Here is a 20884-nt window from a genome sequence, read left to right on the forward strand (position 1 = left end):
ATTGGATGAAGGCGATATTAGGGAGAAGCACTGGTGCCGTCCAAGCTTTTTTGCCCACTGCAGCGTGCTAGCCAAGCTCGTTGCTGAACACCTCAAGCAATTTGTGTTTTAGGATCTTGCCGGTGCTGGCTGCCGGCAGTTGCTCAGTCGGGACGATGCGGGACGGGCGTTTGTAAGCGGTCAGTCGTTCAGCTGCAAAGGCCTCAAGGCCGACAATATCAAGCTTTGCTGGTACGGCGCACTGGACGAAAGCTAAAATGTCCTCGTTGCCATCTGAGGTGCGACGCCCGATGACTGCAGACTGGATGACATCTGGATGATCGTTCAGCGCTGCTTCCACCTCCGGCGGGTAGACGTTGAAGCCGGATCGTATGATCAACTCCTTGGCACGCCCGACCACATGCAGCCTGCCGTCCTCGTCTATCTTGCCAAGATCTCCGGTCCGTAGGTAACCGTCTGACGGCAGAGCCTTTGCTGTCTCATCAGGATTCCGGAAATACCCAAGCATGACGTGTGGGCCTTTGGTCAGGATTTCCCCAACGCCGTTTTCGCTGCCAATAGCCTCGTCCAGGTCGATCTCAACACCGGGCAAGGGAGGGCCAACGCTGATATCCGGGGATCCGATCGGGTTGCGCGTGCCACAAATGCCTGCGGTTGATTCTGTCATGCCATAACCGTTTTGAAGCGGCAATTGATAGAATGCCTCTGCCTTGCGTTTCCATGCCGGATCGAGCGGCGCTGCACCAGACGAAACATAGCGCAGCTGCGTGTCTGAAAGCCGGGTGAGGCCCATGTCCTCGGTCAATTTCATTAGGAGGGCGTGCATTTGCGGAACGGCCGGGAGGATCGTCACCTTGTCCTGAAGTGCAGCCAGAAGCCGGTCCGGCTTGAACCGTGCCTCTAACTGGACGGCTGCACCAATACTGGCTGAAGCGATGAGCATGGAAGCAAGGCCGAAGACATGTGTCAGGGGCAAGGCGCCATAGACAACGTCGTCCTTGGTCATGCCTCTGTAGCTGGCCGATGTTTCTCCTGCGAACAAGAGGTTTTTCTGGGTCAGCATGACGCCCTTGGGCGCGCCAGTGGTGCCCGTCGTGTAGAGTAGAACGGCCAGCGGTGTGGTGCCTTGAGGTGTTGGTTCTGGATCATTGATCCCGGTGACGTTTAGTTCAACCCGTCCGAACGCTTCGTCCAGTTCTTGCGTTGTTTGCTCTGCAGCATGTCCTGCGGCATCCTTTGAGACGCCGGTCGTATACATAATGATGCGGGGATTTGCGTGGGCGGTGATCCGTTCCAGCTCGCGTGCGCTCATGCGGGCATTGACCGGTACTGTGATGGCCCCGAGCCGACTGGCTGCAAACAGGAACGCTGCTACCGAAGCAGCGTTCTCCGCAACAATCATCAGCCGGTCTCCTGTCGTCAAACCGCCCTTGGCCAGCGCGGCCTCCGCCTCATCCACGCAATCTGAGAATGACTGCCAGGTGAATTCGCGCCCATCATGATCGATCAGGGCTAGCGAAGACCCGAACTGCTGTGCATTGCGTTCGACCAACTGGTGTATGGCTGTGACCGGTTCGCTCATGCTCTGGTTCCTTCTTCCGGCAACTGGTTTGACAGCCGGGCAAGACGTTGCAGGGCCGTGCGGGTTTCAAATTCCAGTTGGCCGACAATGTCTGCCAAGGGTTGAATTTTGTGGGTAAGTCCAAGCGACTGGCCAGCAGACAGGAGGCCTTGTCTGACATCTCCGGTTTCATAGGCTTTGCGGCCGATTTTGCCGGATACATGCGGCAGCAGGGCCTCAATGCCGATGTCGGGATCTTTGGCTTCCAGATCCGCGACCAGCCGTGTTGTCTCATTGCTCAGACTGCGCACTGTGTTGTGCACACTGGTCAAGGTCAGGTCAGTGTCTGTTTCCCGCGCAGTCGCTAGTGCTTGTTTATAGTCGTCATGGGCGTTGATTTCCTTTGAGACAAGGAAGCGCGTCCCGATGATGACCCCATCTGCCCCGGAGGCCAGACATCCTGCGATCTGGCCGCCTGTACCAACGCCACCGCCAATCAGATAAGGGATCTTGAGCCGCTGGGAGGCGAGCCCCTGATTGACGAGACTGCCGATCATGTCCAGGCTTGGATGACCGCCGCATTCCGCGCCGACGATGGACACCATATCAACACCTGCAGCCTCCGCGCTTGCTGCATAACGAACACCGGGAACCTTATGCAGAACGATGATGCCGGCCTTTTTCAACTCGTCCAGATAGTGGGCAGGGTTGCGGCCAGAGGTTTCAACAAAGCGAACACCTTCATCAGCAATCAGCCGGAAAGTATCGACGACCTTGTCTCCTGGTACGAGCTTGGGCAGCATGGAGACATTGACGCCGAACGGCTTTTCGCCACTGAGCTCGCGGGTGCGGCTGATTTCACGGCGGAGATCGTCTCGATCTGGAAAGCTGGCAGCCGTCAGAAACGACATTACGCCTGCTCGCGCACCTGCGGAGACATAATGAGCATTGGAGAGCCACATCAATCCACCGGCAACAATCGGTAAGCGGGTGCCAAAATTGCGCGTGACTGCAGTGTCAAACAGCGGGGCAGTCGCTGAAGAGGTCATTGATCAACCTTCAGGGTAGCCCGCACTGATTGAAAATCCGGCGTGCGCTTTTCCAAAAATGCCGATATGCCTTCGCCTGCTTCCGGCGCGCCAAGTGCCTTCGCCATGGCGTCGCGCTCAAGATCCAATTGCTGGAACAGCGCCGCGTTATCGGTCTTGGAGACCAGAGCCTTGATCGTGACTTGTGCCTGTCCTGCACCCTCACAAAGGCGCTTTGTCGTCTTCAAGGCAGTAGCGAGGCTTTCACCCGCCGGTGTAAGTTCCGAAATCAGGCCGACTTTGAAAAATCGCTCAGCTGTCAGGCTGTCGCCCAAGAGCAGCATTTGCATTGCGACCGCGTGGGGAAGGGCCCGTGTCAACGTGTGAGTCAAGCCGCCATCGGGCACCAGGCCTGCCTTGACATAAGAGGCCGTGAATTTGGCGTCTTCCGCTGCAACAATCAGATCGCAGGCGAGCGCGATGGACAATCCAGCGCCTGCAGCGCCGCCATCAACCGCGGCAATGATCGGAACACGGCAAGATCGAATGGCTCGAATGACAGTGTGCAGGTGTTCGATCCGGCTTGCACGTTCTGACAGGGAAAGTTCACGTCGTGCGGCCAGCATCGTGAGGTCGCCGCCAGAGCAGAAGAAACCGCCTTCGCCCCAGATAATAAGCGCGGCAATTTGAGGGGCCGCATTGGCGCGCGTCACGGCACTGATAATGGCATCGTAAAACGCCGGGCTCAGTGCATTGCGCCGTTTTGTGTTGGCATTGATGATCAGGAGGTGATCGCCATGGTCTTCAACGCGGGCAAGCTGAGCGGGACTGTCTGAAACTGTCATTTGCCTGTCTCCGCGCCTAAGACAGAGGCAGGATTGGAGCTTGTCAATTTGTGGGGTGGAACTCTTTTGAAAACGCCATTGGCCGTTGCGATCAATGTGCCGTCCTCTGCTTTCAGAGTTCCGTCTATGAACAAAAGAGACCGACCTCCACCGACGACGCGGCCAATGGCGGTCACCCTGGTGCCTGATTTGGCCGGGGCCAGGAATTGGGTCGTCATTGAAATCGTCAGGAACGGCTGCTGACCGGTGTCATCGAGGCTCAAGCTGCCCGTCGCGCCCATGGCATTGTCGAGCAGGGTCGAGGCAATTCCGCCATGCATCACACCATGGCGGTTTGTGTGCGTCTCATTGATGTCCAGATGGCAACGGGCAGAGCCATCACCCTGACCAACATCAAGAACATAGCCGACCAGACGTTGCGTGCCGGTTTCATTACGGATGATCCCCGGTTCGTCTTTCTGTGGTGCATCGCTGGTCATGGTATTTCGCTCCTGAATTTAGATGACGGCCAAATCGATGAACCGTTGAAGGTGATGGATACCGTCACCAAAGCGGTGATCCACCATAGTCAAACGTTTTGCCAGATGCCCGAGTTCATATTCCATGGTCATACCGATGCCGCCGTGAAGTTGGATGCTTTCCTCGGCAATCAGCTTGGCTGTCCGTGAGATCAGGTTCTTGGTGGCGGCTACGTGGATGTCGCGTGTCTGCGTATCTGCCTCCAGATGACCGGCGAGATTGATCACCGCAGAGCGTGCCTGTTCGATCTCGATCAGCATGTCTGCCATCCGGTGTTGCAAGGCTTGGAATTTGCCAATGGGCTTGCCGAATTGCTGGCGGGTTTTGAGGTAATCGGTGGTCAGCGCGCAGATCGCGTCCATCAAGCCGACAGCCTCGGAACATTGCGCCAGAACAGCGCGGGCATGAACCGTGGCAATGGCTTCATAGGCCTGACCTTCGCTGCCCAGGAGCGCCGTCGTCGGCAGTTTGACATTGGCCAGCACCAGCTCCGCAGCACGGCCGCCACCGGCCAGTGGATAATCTCTGATCTCTACGCCAACAGCCTGCGGGTCGACCAGAAAGACCGACAGACCATCATTCGCGCTGCTCTCGCCAGATGTCCGGGCGCTGACCAGCATAGTGTTTGCAGCAGATCCATTCACGACCACGGCCTTCCGGCCATTCAGCACGTAGTCATCGCCGTTCAGCATGGCTCTCGTCTCGACGCGGGCAAGGTGATAGCGACTGGTCGGTTCACCATGCGCCAGAGCGAGCTGTGTTTCGCCGTTCATCACCTGATCAATCAGGGCCTGTGAAGCTTCGCCGCCCAGAAGGTCGAGCAAACCGCCAGCCAGAAGGCCCGTGTCCAGAACCGGCTCAACAGCCCCAGCCCGGCCAAGCGCTTCAAAAACCACGGCCAGGTCAAAGCCCTTGCCGCCGAAGCCGCCTCGGTCTTCGTTGAACAGGGCGTGCAGGACGCCAATTTCCGTCAGTCCGGTCCAGACGTCTGGAGAGAAGCCGAGACCCTCGGCTTCCGCTTTTTGGCGCACGTCCGGTGTGGCCTTATCCTTCAGGAACCGACCCAACGCATCGGCGAGCATCCGGCGTTCGTCTGTGAGTTCGAAATTCATGTGCGTGCCCTCAAAGACCCAGGATTGCCTTGCTGATGATCGTGCGTTGGATCTCATTGGATCCGCCGTAGATCGACAGCTTGCGATTGTTGAAATACGAGGCGGTGGCCGCCATGGCATAATCCGGCCCGATGGGGGCTTCGTTCCAGCCCTCTTCAAGCGCTTCCGAGACGAACGGCATGGCATAAGGACCAACTGCGATCCGTGTCAGAGCATTGATTTCCTGGCGAACCTGGGTGCCCTTGACCTTGAGCATGGAGCTTTCAGCACCGGGTGCCTCGCCAGCCGCAGCCTTTGCCACAACGCGCAGATTGGTCGTGGCCATCGCCATCAGATCGATGGAAACCGTCGCAATGCGCGCCGCGAAATGAGGGTTCTCGATCAAAGGCCGGTCGCCGTCGCGTTCAAGCCGTGCGATGCGCTTCAGGTTTTCAAGGCCAGCAGAGGCAAAGCCGACACCGGCGATGTTGGTCCGCTCGTGGGTGAGTAGATATTTTGCATAGGTCCAGCCTTTGTTCTCTTCACCCACCAGATTGGCGATCGGAACGCGGACGTTGTCGAAAAAGACTTCATTCACCTCAGGCGAGCCATCAATCAACACGATGGGCCGAAGGGTTATGCCCGGCGTGTTCATGTCGACCAGCAGAAAGGATATGCCTTCCTGCGGCTTGCCGGTTGTCGATGTGCGCACAAGGCAGAAGATCATGTTGGCGTATTGGCCAAGTGTGGTCCAGGTTTTCTGGCCATTGACCACATACTCATAGCCGTCGCGTACCGCAGAGGTTTTGACCGAGGCAAGATCTGACCCGGCACCGGGCTCAGAGTATCCCTGGCACCACCAATCATCGCCATTCAGGATACGCGGCAGGTAGTGATCCTGCTGCTCCTTCGAGCCAAACTGCTGAAGCACAGGGCCGAGCATGGCCAAACCGAAGGGCACAATACGCGGTGCATGTGCGTGGGTCATTTCCTCTTCGAAAATGTGCCGCTGAACCGAGGTCCAGCCTGTGCCGCCAAAGCGGGTTGGCCAGTTTCCTGCCAGCCAGCCTTTCGAGTTCAGGATGGCATGCCACGCCTCATGGTCAGCTTTTGTGATCGACTTTCCAAGCCGGACCTTGTCGGCCAGTTTGGCAGGTAAATTGGCCTTGAAGAATGCGCGCACATCATCGCGAAACGCACTTTGTTCCGCCGTATAGGTGAGATCCATAGCGTGTTCCCTTCAGAATATTTCAAACAGACCGGCAGCGCCCTGGCCGCCGCCGATACACATGGTGACAACACCCAGCTTCGCGCCTATGCGGCGCCCCTCGATCAACAAATGCCCGGTCATGCGTACACCGGTCATGCCGAACGGATGGCCGAGCGAAATGGCCCCACCGTTAACGTTGCAAAGCTCCGGATCAATGCCTAGGTGATCTCGGCAATAGAGCGCCTGACTTGCGAAGGCTTCGTTCAGCTCCCAAAGATCAATGTCCTTGACGCCGAGACCTTGCCGTTCCAGCAGGCGTGGTACAGCGTGGATCGGGCCGATGCCCATCTCATCCGGTTCACACCCGGCAACAGCAAAGCCACGGAACGCACCGAGCGGCTCCAATCCGCGCTTTTCAGCTTCCCGTTCGCTCATCATGACAAGCGCAGCCGCGCCATCGCTGAGCTGGGAGGCATTGCCTGCGGTGATGAATTGGCCTTCGCCGCGCACCGGAGACAGGCTGCTCAAACCATCCAGCGTTGTCGTCGGCCGGTTGCATTCGTCCTTGTCAAAATGCCGGGCGACTTGAATGATCTCGCCGGTCGCCTTGTCCTTGACCGCCGTTGTCACATCAATCGGGGTGATTTCGGCGTCGAACCGGCCCGCTGCTTGGGCGGCGGCTGTTCGCTGTTGGCTTTGCAGGGCCAGTTCATCCTGTGCGTCCCGGCTGATGCCATAGCGTGCGGCGACAATATCTGCGGTCTCGATCATGGACATGTAAAGGTCCGGCTTGTGCTCATCAATCCAGGGTTCACGCGCCGAGCGGACAGGGGGCTGGTTCATGGAAATGCTCTCCACGCCGCCTGCCAGAACAGCAGTCGCTCCTTCAGCGGAAATCAAGTGACCACCCATGGCAATAGCCTGCAGACCGGAGGCGCAGAACCGGTTGACGGTCGTACCAGCGATGCTGACGGGAAGGCCTGCCCGGATGACAGCCTGACGGGCAATATTGCCGCCAGTGACATATTCCGGGTAGCCAGTGCCCCAGATGCTGTCCTCGATCAGGTTAGGCTCAATACCGGATCTTTCAACGGCTTGTCGGGCTGCATGGCCGCTCATGACAGCGCCATGGGTCTGGTTGAACGCGCCTCGTTGGGCTTTGCCAACGGGAGTCCGGGCAACGGAGACAATGACAGCGCGGCTCATGAATTTGTGTCCTTGGTGCTGGCTTTGTTGAGGTCGTTAAACGTCTGCCCATTGGCCACAAGCTCTTCAAGCAGCGGGGCCACGGACCAGAAATGGGCGTCATCGCTTGCGAACGAACGAATATCGTCGAGAACTTTAGCCAGGCCCTGACTGTCTGCGAAATGCATCGGACCACCGCGCCAGCGTGGAAAGCCATAGCCGGACAGAAACACCACATCGATGTCTGATGGACGTTGTGCAATGCCGTCTGTCAGAACCCGCGCTGCCTCGTTGATCATGGCTGCCATGTAACGGCGCTGGATCTCTTCCATCGAGAAATGGCGCGGCTTGATACCAGCAGCTTTCCGTTCGGCTTCAATCAGCGGCAGGACATCCGGATTGATCCGGCCCTTCTGACTGTTTGTGTCGTAGATATAGAAACCGCGTCCGGTTTTCCGACCAAGCCAACCGTTTTCGAACAGCCTGTCCGCATAGTCTGCAGAGCGTTCAAGGGCGTGGCGGAATGGCTTGCGACGTTGGCGGGCAGCATGACCAATGTCGATTCCGGCCAAGTCTGACACCTGGAAAGGCCCCATGGCGAAGCCAAGGGCGGTGACTGCGGCATCGATGTCGTAAGGCGAGGCGCCATCCATCACCATGTGATCTGTGGCGGTCTTGTAATGGCTCAATATGCGATTGCCGATGAAACCATCGCAAACACCGGCCCTGACGCCGATTTTACCGAGACGTTTTGCCAAGGCAAAGGCGCGCGCCGTATGCGCCGGACTTGTCTTCTCGGCGACAACGACTTCCAGCAGCCTCATTACATGGGCTGGCGAGAAGAAATGCAGGCCGATCACGCCCTGCGGGCGCGTTGTCGAGGCGGCGATCTCGTTGATGTCCAAGTAGGATGTGTTAGTCGCAAGTGTCGCGCCCGGTTTTGCGACCGCATCCAGCTGAGCAAAGACCTGCTTTTTGACGTCCATGCTCTCAAACACGGCCTCAATCAGAATGTCAGAAGTCGATAGAGCGTCATAGCTGGTGCTGGTCGTCAGCTTTTCTGCCAAAATGCTTTGCCGCGCTTCTTCCGACAGCTTGCCGCGTTTCACAGCACCTGCCAGATTACCGGAGATTGTTTCAAAGGCCTTGTCTGCAGCGGCCTGATCCCGTTCAATCAGGGTCACTGTTAGCCCTGCGGAGAGGGCTGCTGTGGCAATCCCTGCGCCCATGGTGCCGCCGCCAACAACGCCAATTTCCGTGAACGGTTCTGGCATCAGGCCTGCAACATCAGGTTGGTGCGCGGCTTTGCGTTCGGAGAAGAACGCGTGAATGAGAGCAGCTCTTTGCGGCGTTTCCATCAGTTCCAAAAACAAACGCCGTTCTTCGGCCAACCCTTCAGTGCGCCCCAGCTTGGTGGCGGCTTCGACCGCATCAATGGCCTTCAGTGCGCTCACTTGGCCCGGAGCACTGGCCTTGACCTTGCTGCGGATGCTGTCAAAACCGTTCGCAGGCTGGGCGGGAAGGGCTCTGAGGCCTGTTGCCTGCGGCGCGCCTGCTTGCGCGATCTTCTCGGCAAGACGAAGAGCTGCGTCGAGCAAGTCAGGCTGTTCGGAAACCTCATCCATCAGACCAAGTGCAAGGGCTGTATCGCCTTTGACCGGCTTGCCTGTCGTGATGATGTCGAGAGCTGCGTCTGTCCCGATGAGCCTTGGCAGACGTTGTGTTCCACCAGCTCCTGGCAACACGCCCAGTGTGACTTCGGGAAGACCGAGTGACACGCTGGAGACGGCAACCCGCCCATGCGTTGCCAGCGCAACTTCAAGTCCGCCGCCAAGCGCTGCACCATTGATTGCAGCGACAATAGGCTTCGGGCAATCTTCAAGCCGGGTGAGCACTTCGGTCAGGAACGGAGCCTGTGGGGGCTTGCCGAATTCCGAGATGTCCGCCCCGCCAATGAACACTTTGCCAGCGCCGGTGATGACGGCTGCAACGGCATTGGTGTCTTCGGAAAGCCGCGTGACGGCTGCGTCCAGCTCGGCGCGGACCTTCTGACTGATCGCATTGACCGGCGGATTGTCGATGGTCACGACCGCAATGCTTCCCCGAAGCTGATAAGTCACTAATGCGGACATGTCATGGTCTCCAAAATTTGTTTCAAATGGCCCTTTGGGGGCAATGGTGGACGCAAGTCAGCAGGTGTTATCTGGAGGTCAAGCATCAGATGGGTTTCGGATTGGGCTTTGGCCCATCAGGCGCTCCAGCTCTCGGACAGCAGCGTGAAGCTTTGGCCCAACCTCGCTCTGCATCCGCTCCATTGTAAGGTCGGTTGGCAGGGCACCGCAGGAGAAGATTACAGGTTCACTGAGGTCCCTTGGGTGGAACGGCACCGATACGGCGTGGACATTCGGCGAAAAATAATGGGCAGGATCTGCGATCACAAACCCTTGGGTAATGATCTGGTCTTGAGCGCTGCTACGAATATCGCGTGCGCGTTGCTCGTCAAGTCCGTGCTCCCGGCAATCATCCATCAATCCGGCAAAAGCGTCTTCCGACAGCGCAGCCAGCAAGGCCTGTCCGGAGGATGATCCGTCAAAGGGCAGGCGATGCCCGACGTCGAGCCAAAGGGAGGATACGCCACTTGGTCTCCACGTCTTGACCAGCATCGCCTTGCGGTGGTCCCGCACGGCCAAAAGAGCGAGCGTTCCCGTATCATCGGCGAGCCGTTGCATCAGAGGCGCGGACAGGTCGACAAAGGAAATGGCGGCACTGGCAATGTTGCCAAGCGCCAGCAAGGCCGGTCCGGGGCGGTATCGGTCGTGACGCCTTGCGTGATTGAGATATCCCAATGACTGCAGTGTGAAGGTCAACCTCGAAACTGTCGATTTGGGCAGGCCTGTCCGCTCGGCAATGTCCGCATTGCCCAGACCGTCATCGGATTCTCGAAAGGCACGCAGAACGCTCAAACCGCGTGCAAGGGTGGTTGCGAAACGGCGATCGTTTTCAATGTCGCTCATAGAAATGTTCCCCTATCGCATCGTGTTTGGGATGAGGGTGGAAATGATCGGGAAGGCCATGATCAGCAGCAGCACGAGCACATCCACACTCAAAAACCGCATGATCCCGGCGAAGATCTGGTCAATTCTGACCGACTTGCCAACGACATTGCCTATCACGAAGACATTCAGGCCGACCGGTGGTGTAATCAGGCCGATTTCAAGCAGTTTGATGATGACAACACCAAACCAGATAAGATCGAATCCATAGGATTCCACCAGCGGGATCATTAGCGGCAGCGTCAAAACCATAATCCCGATAGGATCGAGGAACATGCCGAGCAGAAGATAAATCACCGCAATTGCCGCAATCAGGGCAAAGGGCGATAGATTGGCAGCCGTAACTGCCTCGCCAATGCCGTTGGCAACACCTGTGAGGGCGATGAAGGCGACGAAAATTTTAGCGGACGCGGCAATCAGGAAGATGCTGGCTGTCTGAATAGCTGTTTCACGCAGGCTGTGGATCAGCCCTTGAATGGTGAGTTTACGCTGAAGAAAACCGATTGTGATTGCAACAGCAACACAGATTGCAGCAGCTTCAGTTGCGGTGAAGAAACCACCGTAAATGCCACCCACGATGATGACGAAGATCATACACGCAGGCCATGCCGCAAGCGCGGCTCTCCTGCGATCTCCGCGCTCCAGCTTGCCGTCAAAAGCAGGGGCCGCAGACGGATCGCTTCGCACCCAGAGGTAAATCACAAGCAGGAAACCGACAAGGCTCAGAATGCCCGGCAGAATGCCTGCCAGAAACAGCTTGCTGATCGATGTTTCGGTAAAAATGCCATAGATAATGAACAGAACGGATGGCGGGATCAGTGAGCCAAGTGTGCCGCCAGCGGCAACGCTCGCCGTTGCCAGCCGCTTGTCATAGCCTAGCCGCAGCATTTCTGGTGAGCAGATGCGGCCCATTGTTGATGCGCAGGCAATGGACGATCCGGTGATGGCCGAAAACCCGGCGCAGCCGAACACGGATGCCATGGCAACACCGCCCGGCACCTTGACCAACCAGACCCGGGCCGCCTGATAGATCGCGGTCGTTATTTCTGCACGGTAGGCGATATGCCCTAGCGCGACGAAGAGGGGGATCATCGACAAATCATAAGAATGAACGAGGTCGTAGAAGTTTGAAAAAACCAGAGACGTCGTCGGGTTGATCGCCCGTTCAGGCGTGAAGCTTCCAGTTCTGAAGGCGAACATCACGAATGCGCCGGTAGCGGCGACACTTGCCAGCGCAAAGGCAATGGGAACGCGTAGGGCCAGAAGCCCCAGAACGGCGCCAAAGGCGCACAGGCCAACGGTTGTTCCGTCCATCAGTGGTTATCCATCTGCTTGGAGCGCAAGTGGACACCGTCAACCAGTCGTCCTTCTATGGCTGCCTTTAAATCTGAAATGAACATGATGAAAAGCCGAACCCAGCAGAATGATAGGCCGAGGAGAAACAAGACCCGCCCCGGCCATTTGGGAACATTCAGATCGCCAAAGTAAAACGAACCGTTTGAAAGGGTCTTCGCTGCTTCGCGCCAGCCTGCATAGAGCAAGGGCATGAGGGCAAGAAGGCCAATCAGACTGCCAAAGACGATCATCCAGACCTGCGTGCGCGGGGGCAGCATGTTGGCCAGGAATTCAACGGCTATGTGCGCCCGGTTTGCAGTCGCTGCGGCCAGAGGCAGCAGGATTGCTGCGACCATCAGCTCCCGCACCAGCACAACGGTATCTGGAATGCCGGAATTAAACAGCCCGCGTGACATAACGCTAAGGGTGATCAGGAGGCCAAGCCCGAAAATGGCGCAAACGGCCAGATCAAGCAGAAGACGTTCCACTCGGTGCAGCATCATATGATCTCCGCGAAACTCATCAAAAATCAGGACGGCAATATGAAAGTGTTTAGGAGGGCGAAAGCGTTGGCATTCGCCCTCCTAAACGCCGGATCCGATGGGGGCAGATCCGGTCGTCTCAGATAGGCTTTGTTATCCGCGCGTCCACGGGTAGCCTTTTTCTGTGCGTTCGGTGTCGTATTTCTTTAAGAGGTCCTGATACTGGGAGAGCAGGGCCGTACCGTCTAACCCGGCAGCATTGGCGCGGTCGGACCAGTCCTGAACGTATTTCTCTCCTGCGGTCACCAGCTTGTCTCGCTCAGTATCAGGCAGCTCTATGATCTCAACACCAGCAGCGCGCATTTTCTCAATGGCTGCTTCATTGTCTGCGGTGATCAGCATGCCCAAAGTGTCAGACATGGCAGCTCCAGCTTCCATGAGCTGTGTTTTTGCTGCTTCATCTAGGCTGTCGTAGCTGTCCTTGTTGATGAACAAGCCAACGCCGCCAACCTGTCCCCAGTTGAGCAGGGTATAGCTGGTCATGACTTCTTGTTGCTTGAGAGCGGCAACCGCATAGGAATAGCCTTGCGAGCAATCGAGCAAACCTGTGTCCAGGCCTTGATAGGCCTTGTAGATCGACATGCTTACCATGTTGGCGCCATAGTCGCCGAAGGTTTTGCCGTAAGCGCCTGTGCCGCGAACTTTCAGTCCGGCGATGTCATCGGTGCTTCGGATTGCCTTGTCTTTACAGCCAATGTTGACCTGAGACGTGGTGAAAGTGCCGACATAAACAAGGTTCTTGTCTGCAAGGTCAGCCTGAATGGACGGGGCAGTGCGCATCAACTCATCGGTGGCGCGCATGCCGACCCAGGCATCGTTGTTGAGCAAAGGCAGATCGGCAATGCCGTAGCCGAGCATTTCTTGCGGGAAATAGACCGCAATCACGGACCCGATGTCTGCCACACCGTCAGCAATGGATTGAACAGCCGCTCCTGCCTTGAACAATGCTCCACCCCATTGCACGTCAATTTTTAAATCGCCTGACGAGCGGGCCTCCACGTCATCAACAAAACTCTGCAGCGCTTTTGCGCGCGCCCCCCTGTTTGGACCGGCTTCCCCAAGGATCAGTGTTGTTTCGGCCATGGCAGCTGTTGCCGAAAGGCTCAGGATGACCGCTGTTGTAGCTGCGAATAGTGACTTCATTAGGCTTCCTCCCAGAATTCCACTATGCGGAATTCGAAACCGCATGTTGAAATAGTACTGCTTGGGACTGTCCCTGGCAATCCCTTTCCCCGAAAAATACCGAGTGGAAATGACGCGGAGGTGCCTATCAGCTCATCACCGATGATAAATGATGTTGGATCTTTTGAGGGAGTGTTGTTGTCGGGAGGGCAGTCGAAGCGCGGTCCAAACGTGCCAAAGCGGATTCGGTCACTCATAGGAGAAACGGAAATCGGAGAGGCTTGGATTTCAAGCCAGAATTCAGAAGTGGGCCGTGAGTAGGACTGATCGGTGGAGACGGGCGCTGTTAAGGAGCGATCAGGATCTCGATTCCGCGCAGCTCAAACTCACGGGCGTCCTTGTCGCTGATGCCGTCATCGGTGATGAAGGAGTGTACGACTTCAAGAGAGCTGAGGCGGGTGAAGGACGAGCGGTTGATCTTAGTGGAATCTGCCACCAGATAAACGTGGCTTGCCGCCTTGATCATGGCTTCCTTGAGCTGCAGATCCGCAAAGCTCGGATAGGTCAGACCGGTGTCAACGGCTACGCCGGCGGTCGCCAGAAACAGCTTCCCGGCAAAGATGTTGCGGAAATACTCGACCGATTTGTCACCAGAAAGAGACAGGGTCGGGGCCTTGAATTGACCGCCCGGCATATGGACTGCAAACCCGGGCACTGCGCCCAGAACCATCGCAATGTTCAGAGCATTTGTAATGACGGTCAGGTTTTTGCGCGCTACCAAACGGGTTGCGATTTCGGTCGTTGTTGTGCCTGCATCCAGAATGATGGTTTCGCGGTCAGAGACCAGGTTTGCGGCAAAGGCCCCAATGCGGTACTTGAGGTCCATGTTCTCAGCATGATGCAGTGTCATGGTTCCGACTTGCGCTGGAACCGTGTTCAGGAAGGCGCCGCCATGCTCGCGCGTGATGAGCCCTTCGCCTTCGATCTTCTCAAGGTCTTGCCGAATGGTTGCCTCGGACACTTGAAAAGCTGTCGCCAATTCGCGCACCCGCGCGCTGCCTTCTTCCTGCAGCCACTCCAGGATCCTCTTGCGCCGAGGAGCGGACAAAAGTCCGGTCAGAGCACCGTCGGTCTGTTCACTTGATTTCAGCGGTAGTGATTTGGATGGTCCGGATTTTGGCGACACTGATTTCGGCGACACGGGCAGATCCATTTTTCTGTGCCATCCGCTCGGGCGAGGCGAGCGAATGACCTTGTTTTCTCAAGCTTCTGTACAGCACCTGCGCGGTTTTTAACAGGGCCGGAAAGAGGCACTAGCGCTGCTGTGCAGCCTGCTGTTGCATGACCATCTTCGCCTGCAGTTTCTGCTGTGCCTGATCGATGACCACAGCGGCAATGATCACGACGCCCTTGATGACTGTCTGCCAGAATGAGGACACACCCATCATCACCAGCCCATCCGACAAAATCCCGATCACGAAGGCCCCGATAACCGTACCGATGATCCGGCCGCGCCCACCTGACATGGAGGTGCCGCCCAGAACTGCCGCAGCAATGGCATTGAGCTCAAAAGTCTCGCCCGTTGCGGGGTGGGCTGCCTGCAGTTGAGAGGCAATGATCAAACCAACCAGCGCCGCGCAAAAGCCGGAGAACATGTAGACCGCCATTTTGACCCGGTTCACCTTGACACCGGACAGGGCCGCACCGCGTTCATTTCCGCCCACTGCATATATGTGCCGACCAAGTGGCGTGCGCCGTGCCACATAGGCCGAGATCAAGGCGACCACAACCATCAACCAGATCGAAACAGGAATGCCTATGACTTCACCTGCACCTAGCACTCTGAAGCTGTCGGAGCCGTACTCGGCGTTGCCTGTCAAATTGGGAAAGGTGCCACCATTGGACAGCAGCAAAGCTGCACCCCGAGCCACATAAAGCGTGCCAAGGGTCGCGATGAATGGCGCGACGCTGAGCCGGGTGATCAGCAATCCGTTTATCACTCCAACCGCAATCCCCACCGCCATGACAATCAGGCATATTTCGATGGTGTTGAACTGGATTGACCAACCAAAGCCCGGATCAATGCCGTAAAGCACCAGCCAGCCTGCGACCATTGCACAGAGCCCGACAATCGAGCCGACCGACAGATCAATGCCTCCGGTAATGATCACAAAAGTCATGCCGATGGCCAAAAAGGCGTTTAGCGCCACATGTTTGGACATGATCAGCACATTGGCCGCCGACAGGAAGTTTGGAGCTGCAATCGCGAAGAAACAGAACACAAGGATCAAGGCGACAAAAGTCCGCATCCGCAGGATGGTCAAGAGCGCCATGGTCATGGAGTCGGTGGATTTGCTGTGGGACGCAGAACTCATGCTGCCGTTTCCTTGACTTTTTTTCTGTTTGCGGCGGCAACAACCTGCGCCGGATCTGTGGATTTGGCCTCAAACGTGTCAACCACACGGCCATTCGCAATTACGAGAATTCTGTCGGACAGCGCCATGACCTCATCGAGGTCAGAGGTGACAAAGACAATGCCCAACCCCTGAGCGGCGAGATCGCGCATGACCCTGAACACCTCAGCCTTTGCGCCAATGTCGATGCCGCGTGAGGGTTCATCCATCAACAGCACCTTGGGCCGGGTCATCAGCGCCTTGCCGATCACAACTTTCTGCTGGTTTCCACCGGACAGGCTAGAGACCGGATTTTCAGGGGAGGCGACCTTGATCGTTAGCCGTTTGATGTAGTCCAGCGCGGTGCGCGCTTCGGCCTTCAGATCCAGATCGAAGAACCGTTTGAAGTCGGCCAGAGACGAAAGGGTAATGTTCTCCCGGATCGCCATGATTTCAATCAGCCCATCAATCTTTCGGTTCTCAGGGATCAGGGCGACACCCTGATGGATCCGCCCGGATACATCCTTGGCAATCAGGGGCTCGCCGCTGATAAAGAACTTGCCCGCATGATTAGGGTGCTGCGCCATCACGCATTCAAGCAGCTCGGAGCGTCCAGCGCCCATCAGGCCGTAGATGCCCAATATCTCGCCGGATTTCAGAGAGAACGACACATCGTCCACAGCCATACCGCCGCCAGCGCGGGGCAGGGAGACATGCTCGGCCCGAAAGACTTCCGGCCCGAATTCTATTGCCTCACCCCTCGGAAAATCCTTTGAGGCGGCCCCGATCATATTGCGCACGATCCAGTCCATGTCGACGCCCTCCATCGGGCGTGAACCTGTGATGACCCCGTCGCGTAAAACCGTGATGTAGTCACCAATGCGGATCAGCTCTTCAAGCCGATGGGAAATATAGACAATACCCACGCCCGAGGCCGTCAGATCACCAATCACCCGAAACAAAACCTCGACTTCCGTCGCAGATAAGGCCGAGGTTGGCTCATCGAGGATCAGGATACGGGCATCTTGAGCCAGGCTTTTTGCGATTTCGACAATCTGCTGTTGTCCGATGCGCAGCTCGCCGACCAGTGTTTCCGGTGCAATGTCCTGTTCAAGGCGTTGCATCAGGGCGCGCGTTTCCGAAATCTGCGAGGCCGCATCGATATCCACACCACCGCGGGTTTTCTCGCGGGCGATGAAGATGTTTTCGGCCACGCTCATGTTCGGAAACAGGTTGAGTTCCTGAAACACGATCCCGACGCCATTTCGAACAGCATCAGCGGTGGTGTTGAATTGGACAGGTTGCCCATCCAGAGTGATCTCGCCTTCGGTCAGCTGCTCAACTCCGGAGATGACTTTCATCATCGTGGATTTGCCAGCGCCATTTTCTCCCACCAGCACATTGACCACGCCCATTCGAAGGTCGAAGTCGACCTTGTTGAGCGCAACGGTGCCCGGATATACCTTGGTGGCGTTGCGTAACGTCAGGCCAATAGGGTGCTGCTCGCTCACTGTGCAACCTCAAGCTCTATGGGCAGAACGCGGATTGGATCAGACGCAGAGCGCAGGGATGTCGCGCCCACAAACGTAACAGTCTTGCCGCTTGGATCGCCCGCAGGGGGCGTAATGCCTGCAAGAGCTGCAGTGTTCAGTGCGCGCCCCAGTTTCGCAAATTCGATTTGGTCGCGGAAATTCGTAAAGACGTAAGTCGGAGACACATCTCTGAGGGCAGAGCCTTTGACGACGGGGCCGAGTTGAAGAATTATGTCGCCCTGGCCATCACTGTTCGTGTCCAGGTCCAGCGTTGCGGCCCTCGAAGTCAGGTTATGCGCAACGATCTTGCCTTTGCCGGTGACTGCGAAGTTCCAGGAACTGCCTGCTCCGCTTGGTCGTACGCCATAGGCATCACCAGCTGCATCAAGTCCCTTGGCAACGGCTTTCTGCAATGTGCTGATATCTGTCGCTGTGGATTTTATGTTCGGGATGACATTGCTTGCAAAGCTGTCCTCGACGATCAGAGACACACGGGTTTCATCCCCTTCGGGACCCGCCGGAGTTTCATCGGAGGAGGCCTGGTCTGTCTTGACGATTTTACATGCCGGAAGCAGGCACAGGGCTGCAACCAGACACACTGGTAGAAAAAAAGGTTTGAGCATCTTTGGGCCTTGAAATCAAAAGGCTCGCCGCACACCGAATGCGGCGAGCCAGATCGCCAGCGGGTTCATTCGCCAGGGATAGCGCGCCTTAAAATCAGTTGGAAAGCGCGAATGTTTCCAGCTTAGGAGCGTTGTCGGCGTTGACGAGAACACAATCCATCAGCTGCTTTTCATCAAGGCCGGTGGAGCCTGTCTTCAGGTACTTGTCTGCCTGATCAACGGCCATCTGTGCCTGAGCATAGGCTGGCTGCAAGACGGTCGCCTTGATGCCGCCCTTCATAATGGAATCGCGAACGTCGTTGGAGCCATCAAAGCCCACCACAATAACGTCGGTGCGACCAGCCGCTTCAAGAGCTGCCCATGCGCCCATTGCCATTGTGTCATTGCCGGAGATCACACCCTTGATGCCCGGGTTCGCCTGCAGCATGGTTTCCATGATGGCATAGGCTTCAGTCTGGGACCAGTTTGCAGACTGCTGTGCAACCATTTTCAGATCAGGGTATTGATCAATCACATCATGGTAGCCGGAAGAGCGGATGCCTGCATTGGTGTCGGATTCCTTGCCGACGAGTTCAGCGTATTCGCCGGTTTCGCCCATCAATCTAACGAACTCTTCAGCGCCCAATTGTGCGCCCTGATAGTTGTTCGAAACGATTTGGCTGACCGCAACACCGCTCTTGGTGATTTCGCGATCAATCAGGAACGATGGAATTTCAACGTCTTTGGCTTTTTGGACAGCTGCAACAGATGCATTGGCGCCCGCGTTGTCCAGGATGATGGCTTTGGCACCGGCTGCAATCGCACTGTCGAACAATTGAGATTGTTTGTTGGCATCATCGTCATGGACGAGCACCAGTGTCTCATAGCCCAGTTCCTTGGCACGAGCTGCGGCGCCATCAGCCTCGGCCTTGAAGAACGGGTTGTCATGTCCAGGGGTGATGATCGCGATGAGATCGGCGGCATTTGCGAAAACGGGGGCACTGGCAACGAATCCAAGTGCCATCGTCGCAACCAAAAGGCGGCGTTTCAGGTTCATTTTGTTTCCTCCCAAACCGGACTGGTTCGTTTTGAACGCAGTTTCGGTGGTTCATAGTGTCAATTACTTTTGGTTGTTGTCAATTGTTTTCGTATTATGTGCATGTGAAAAATATCACGCTTTGATCCATACTGAATTTTGCAAATGACTGAATAGCAACGTTGGCTAGTCGCTTCTGGGTGCCATGTGTGCTTGGCGCAGGCTAATGTTCATGTGTCAGTTTGAATTGTGACATTGCTTCGTGATGAAAAAGTAGATATACGAAAACAAACGAAAACAAACGATAAGAGATGGCGACGCGAGTCATTCTGCGTTTGATACAGGGAGGAGATCGGGATGGCGCTCAGTATTCGGCGGAAAGTCGCGTTGGGGGTGGTGATTGGCAGCCGGGCGTTTTTTAACGGTGCGCCCTGTCAGCAATCACGCAAAGACGTTTTGGCCCATCTTGAGCGGTTGGGTGTAGAACCGGTCATCTTGCCCTATGAGGCAACGATCAATGGCGCGGTCCAATCCATAGATGACGCAAAGCTCTATGCCGATCACTTCAAGACACATGCGGGCAAGATCGACGGTTTGGTGATCTGCTTGCCGAATTTCGGCGATGAAATCGCTGTTGCTGAGCTGGTGAGCCGGTCCAAGCTGAAAGTGCCGATCATGGTGCAGGCCAGCAACGACGAGGTTGACAAGGTGTCTGTCAGTGAACGCCGTGATGCATTCTGCGGCAAACTGTCTGTCACCAACAACTTCTGGCAATACGGCGTGCCATTTACTGAGACGACCAACCACACCTGCGATACGGACAGTGAAGAGTTTGGTCAGGATCTTGAGCGCTTTTCACGTGTTTGCCGGACCGTGCGCGGCCTCTCGAATGCTCGGCTTGGCGCGATTGGTGCACGCACCGGCGCGTTCCAGACCATGCGCTATTCGGAAAAACTGCTTCAGGCGACCGGTATCACCGTGGTTACCATGGATTTGTCGGAAATGATGGGCGCGGCTGGGGCAATCAAGGACGGGGATCCGGCCCTCTTGGAAAAGATGGATCGCATTCGGTCCTATGGAACGATCCCCGACCACATTACGCTGGAGCAGATCACCACCCAGGCGAAATGGACGCTCGCGGTCAACCGCTGGATTGAAGAAAATGAGTGTGACGCAAGCGCGATCCAGTGCTGGCGCTCCCTGCAGGACAATTTCGGCTGCGCCACTTGTGTCACCATGTCGATGATGGGCGAGGAACTGATGCCGTCCGCCTGCGAGGTGGACATTATGGGCGCGATCTCCATGTACGCGCTTGCGCTGGCATCTGAAGCACCGCCGGCAATCCTCGACTGGAACAACAATTACGGCCGGGAAGCAGACAAATGTGTCTGCACCCACTGCGGCAATTTCCCCAAGAGCTTCATTGGTGACACACCTGAAATTGGCGAGTTGGACGTTCTGGGTGAAACCATCGGGCGGTCAAAATGCTTCGGTGCGGTCAAGGGCAAGGTCAAGGCCGGCCCAATGACCTATTTCCGCCTGTCCTCTGATGATCGGGCAGGAACGCTCAAATGTTACCTGGGCGAAGGCGAGTTCACGGATGACCCGTTCCCGATGGATGGCGGCATTGCCGTGACCAAGGTCGAGCGTTTGCGCGAGCTGATGCGCTTCGTCACCCAAAACGGTTTTGAACATCATGTGGCGATGGTGCGTGGTCATCATGCAGATGTGGTCAATGAGGCCGTCACCCGTTATCTCGGCTGGCCGATCTACGGCCACAACATGCCAACAGAACCAAGTTTGTTTCAGCCTCAACGCTTCTCATGAAAG

18 protein-coding genes are annotated in these 20884 nt (G+C 56.6%); 1 reads left to right on the top strand and 17 read right to left on the bottom strand.

The window, feature by feature from the left end:
• Positions 1–67 precede the first annotated feature (67 nt).
• From V6575_RS14350 to V6575_RS14430, 17 genes are all read right to left on the bottom strand, one after another.
• Positions 68–1582 (bottom strand): class I adenylate-forming enzyme family protein, encoded by a 1515-nt coding sequence (locus V6575_RS14350; RefSeq protein ID WP_340275266.1) that lies wholly within the window; start codon positions 1580–1582, stop codon positions 68–70.
• Entirely contained in the window at positions 1579–2610 is a 1032-nt protein-coding gene (locus tag V6575_RS14355; RefSeq protein ID WP_340275268.1) for an NAD(P)H-dependent flavin oxidoreductase, read from the bottom strand. The genes V6575_RS14350 and V6575_RS14355 overlap by 4 nt, the downstream gene beginning before the upstream one ends.
• Positions 2607–3434, bottom strand: a complete 828-nt coding sequence (locus V6575_RS14360) for an oxepin-CoA hydrolase, alternative type (RefSeq protein WP_340275270.1) — start codon at positions 3432–3434, stop codon at positions 2607–2609. Before V6575_RS14360 ends, V6575_RS14355 begins: the two co-directional genes overlap by 4 nt.
• Entirely contained in the window at positions 3431–3913 is a 483-nt protein-coding gene (locus V6575_RS14365; protein ID WP_340275271.1) for a PaaI family thioesterase, read from the bottom strand. Before V6575_RS14365 ends, V6575_RS14360 begins: the two co-directional genes overlap by 4 nt.
• Before the next feature lie 18 nt (positions 3914–3931).
• Positions 3932–5065 carry an acyl-CoA dehydrogenase family protein gene (locus tag V6575_RS14370; RefSeq protein WP_340275272.1) on the bottom strand — a complete coding sequence of 378 codons (1134 nt, stop codon included), beginning with the start codon at positions 5063–5065 and terminating at the stop codon, positions 3932–3934.
• Between the two features lie 10 nt (positions 5066–5075).
• Positions 5076–6272, bottom strand: coding sequence for an acyl-CoA dehydrogenase family protein (locus V6575_RS14375; RefSeq protein ID WP_340275274.1), 1197 nt, complete (start codon positions 6270–6272; stop codon positions 5076–5078).
• Between the two features lie 12 nt (positions 6273–6284).
• Positions 6285–7460, bottom strand: coding sequence for an acetyl-CoA C-acyltransferase (locus tag V6575_RS14380; RefSeq protein WP_340275276.1), 1176 nt, complete (start codon positions 7458–7460; stop codon positions 6285–6287).
• Complete coding sequence (locus V6575_RS14385; protein ID WP_340275277.1) at positions 7457–9571, bottom strand: 3-hydroxyacyl-CoA dehydrogenase NAD-binding domain-containing protein; 2115 nt, start codon at positions 9569–9571, stop codon at positions 7457–7459. The genes V6575_RS14380 and V6575_RS14385 overlap by 4 nt, the downstream gene beginning before the upstream one ends.
• Positions 9572–9649: 78 nt before the next feature.
• Positions 9650–10453 carry an IclR family transcriptional regulator gene (locus V6575_RS14390; RefSeq protein WP_340275279.1) on the bottom strand — a complete coding sequence of 268 codons (804 nt, stop codon included), beginning with the start codon at positions 10451–10453 and terminating at the stop codon, positions 9650–9652.
• Between the two features lie 12 nt (positions 10454–10465).
• Positions 10466–11806: a TRAP transporter large permease gene (locus V6575_RS14395; protein ID WP_340275282.1), complete on the bottom strand. Its 1341-nt coding sequence runs from the start codon at positions 11804–11806 to the stop codon at positions 10466–10468.
• Positions 11806–12330 carry a TRAP transporter small permease gene (locus V6575_RS14400; protein WP_340275284.1) on the bottom strand — a complete coding sequence of 175 codons (525 nt, stop codon included), beginning with the start codon at positions 12328–12330 and terminating at the stop codon, positions 11806–11808. The genes V6575_RS14395 and V6575_RS14400 overlap by 1 nt, the downstream gene beginning before the upstream one ends.
• A 132-nt stretch (positions 12331–12462) precedes the next feature.
• Positions 12463–13512 (bottom strand): C4-dicarboxylate TRAP transporter substrate-binding protein, encoded by a 1050-nt coding sequence (locus tag V6575_RS14405; protein ID WP_340275287.1) that lies wholly within the window; start codon positions 13510–13512, stop codon positions 12463–12465.
• A 325-nt stretch (positions 13513–13837) separates the two neighbouring features.
• Positions 13838–14692, bottom strand: a complete 855-nt coding sequence (locus V6575_RS14410) for a DeoR/GlpR family DNA-binding transcription regulator (RefSeq protein ID WP_340275289.1) — start codon at positions 14690–14692, stop codon at positions 13838–13840.
• Positions 14693–14804: 112 nt separating this feature from the next.
• Entirely contained in the window at positions 14805–15866 is a 1062-nt protein-coding gene (locus V6575_RS14415; RefSeq protein WP_340275291.1) for an ABC transporter permease, read from the bottom strand.
• Positions 15863–17395, bottom strand: coding sequence for a sugar ABC transporter ATP-binding protein (locus tag V6575_RS14420; RefSeq protein ID WP_340275292.1), 1533 nt, complete (start codon positions 17393–17395; stop codon positions 15863–15865). Before V6575_RS14420 ends, V6575_RS14415 begins: the two co-directional genes overlap by 4 nt.
• The gene (locus V6575_RS14425) at positions 17392–18039 is read right to left on the bottom strand and encodes a DUF2291 family protein (protein WP_340275294.1); all 648 of its coding nucleotides are present in this window, start codon (positions 18037–18039) and stop codon (positions 17392–17394) included. Before V6575_RS14425 ends, V6575_RS14420 begins: the two co-directional genes overlap by 4 nt.
• A 94-nt stretch (positions 18040–18133) precedes the next feature.
• A complete protein-coding gene (locus tag V6575_RS14430) occupies positions 18134–19075 on the bottom strand; it encodes a D-ribose ABC transporter substrate-binding protein (protein WP_340275296.1) in 942 nt (313 codons plus the stop codon).
• 336 nt (positions 19076–19411) lie between these two features.
• Between V6575_RS14430 and V6575_RS14435 the strand changes: the two genes are divergently transcribed.
• Positions 19412–20881 (top strand): L-fucose/L-arabinose isomerase family protein, encoded by a 1470-nt coding sequence (locus V6575_RS14435; RefSeq protein WP_340275297.1) that lies wholly within the window; start codon positions 19412–19414, stop codon positions 20879–20881.
• The last annotated feature ends 3 nt before the right edge of the window (positions 20882–20884 follow it).

It is taken from the genome of Roseibium algae (assembly GCF_037783265.1).
Classification (GTDB): Bacteria; Pseudomonadota; Alphaproteobacteria; order Rhizobiales; family Stappiaceae; genus Roseibium; species Roseibium algae.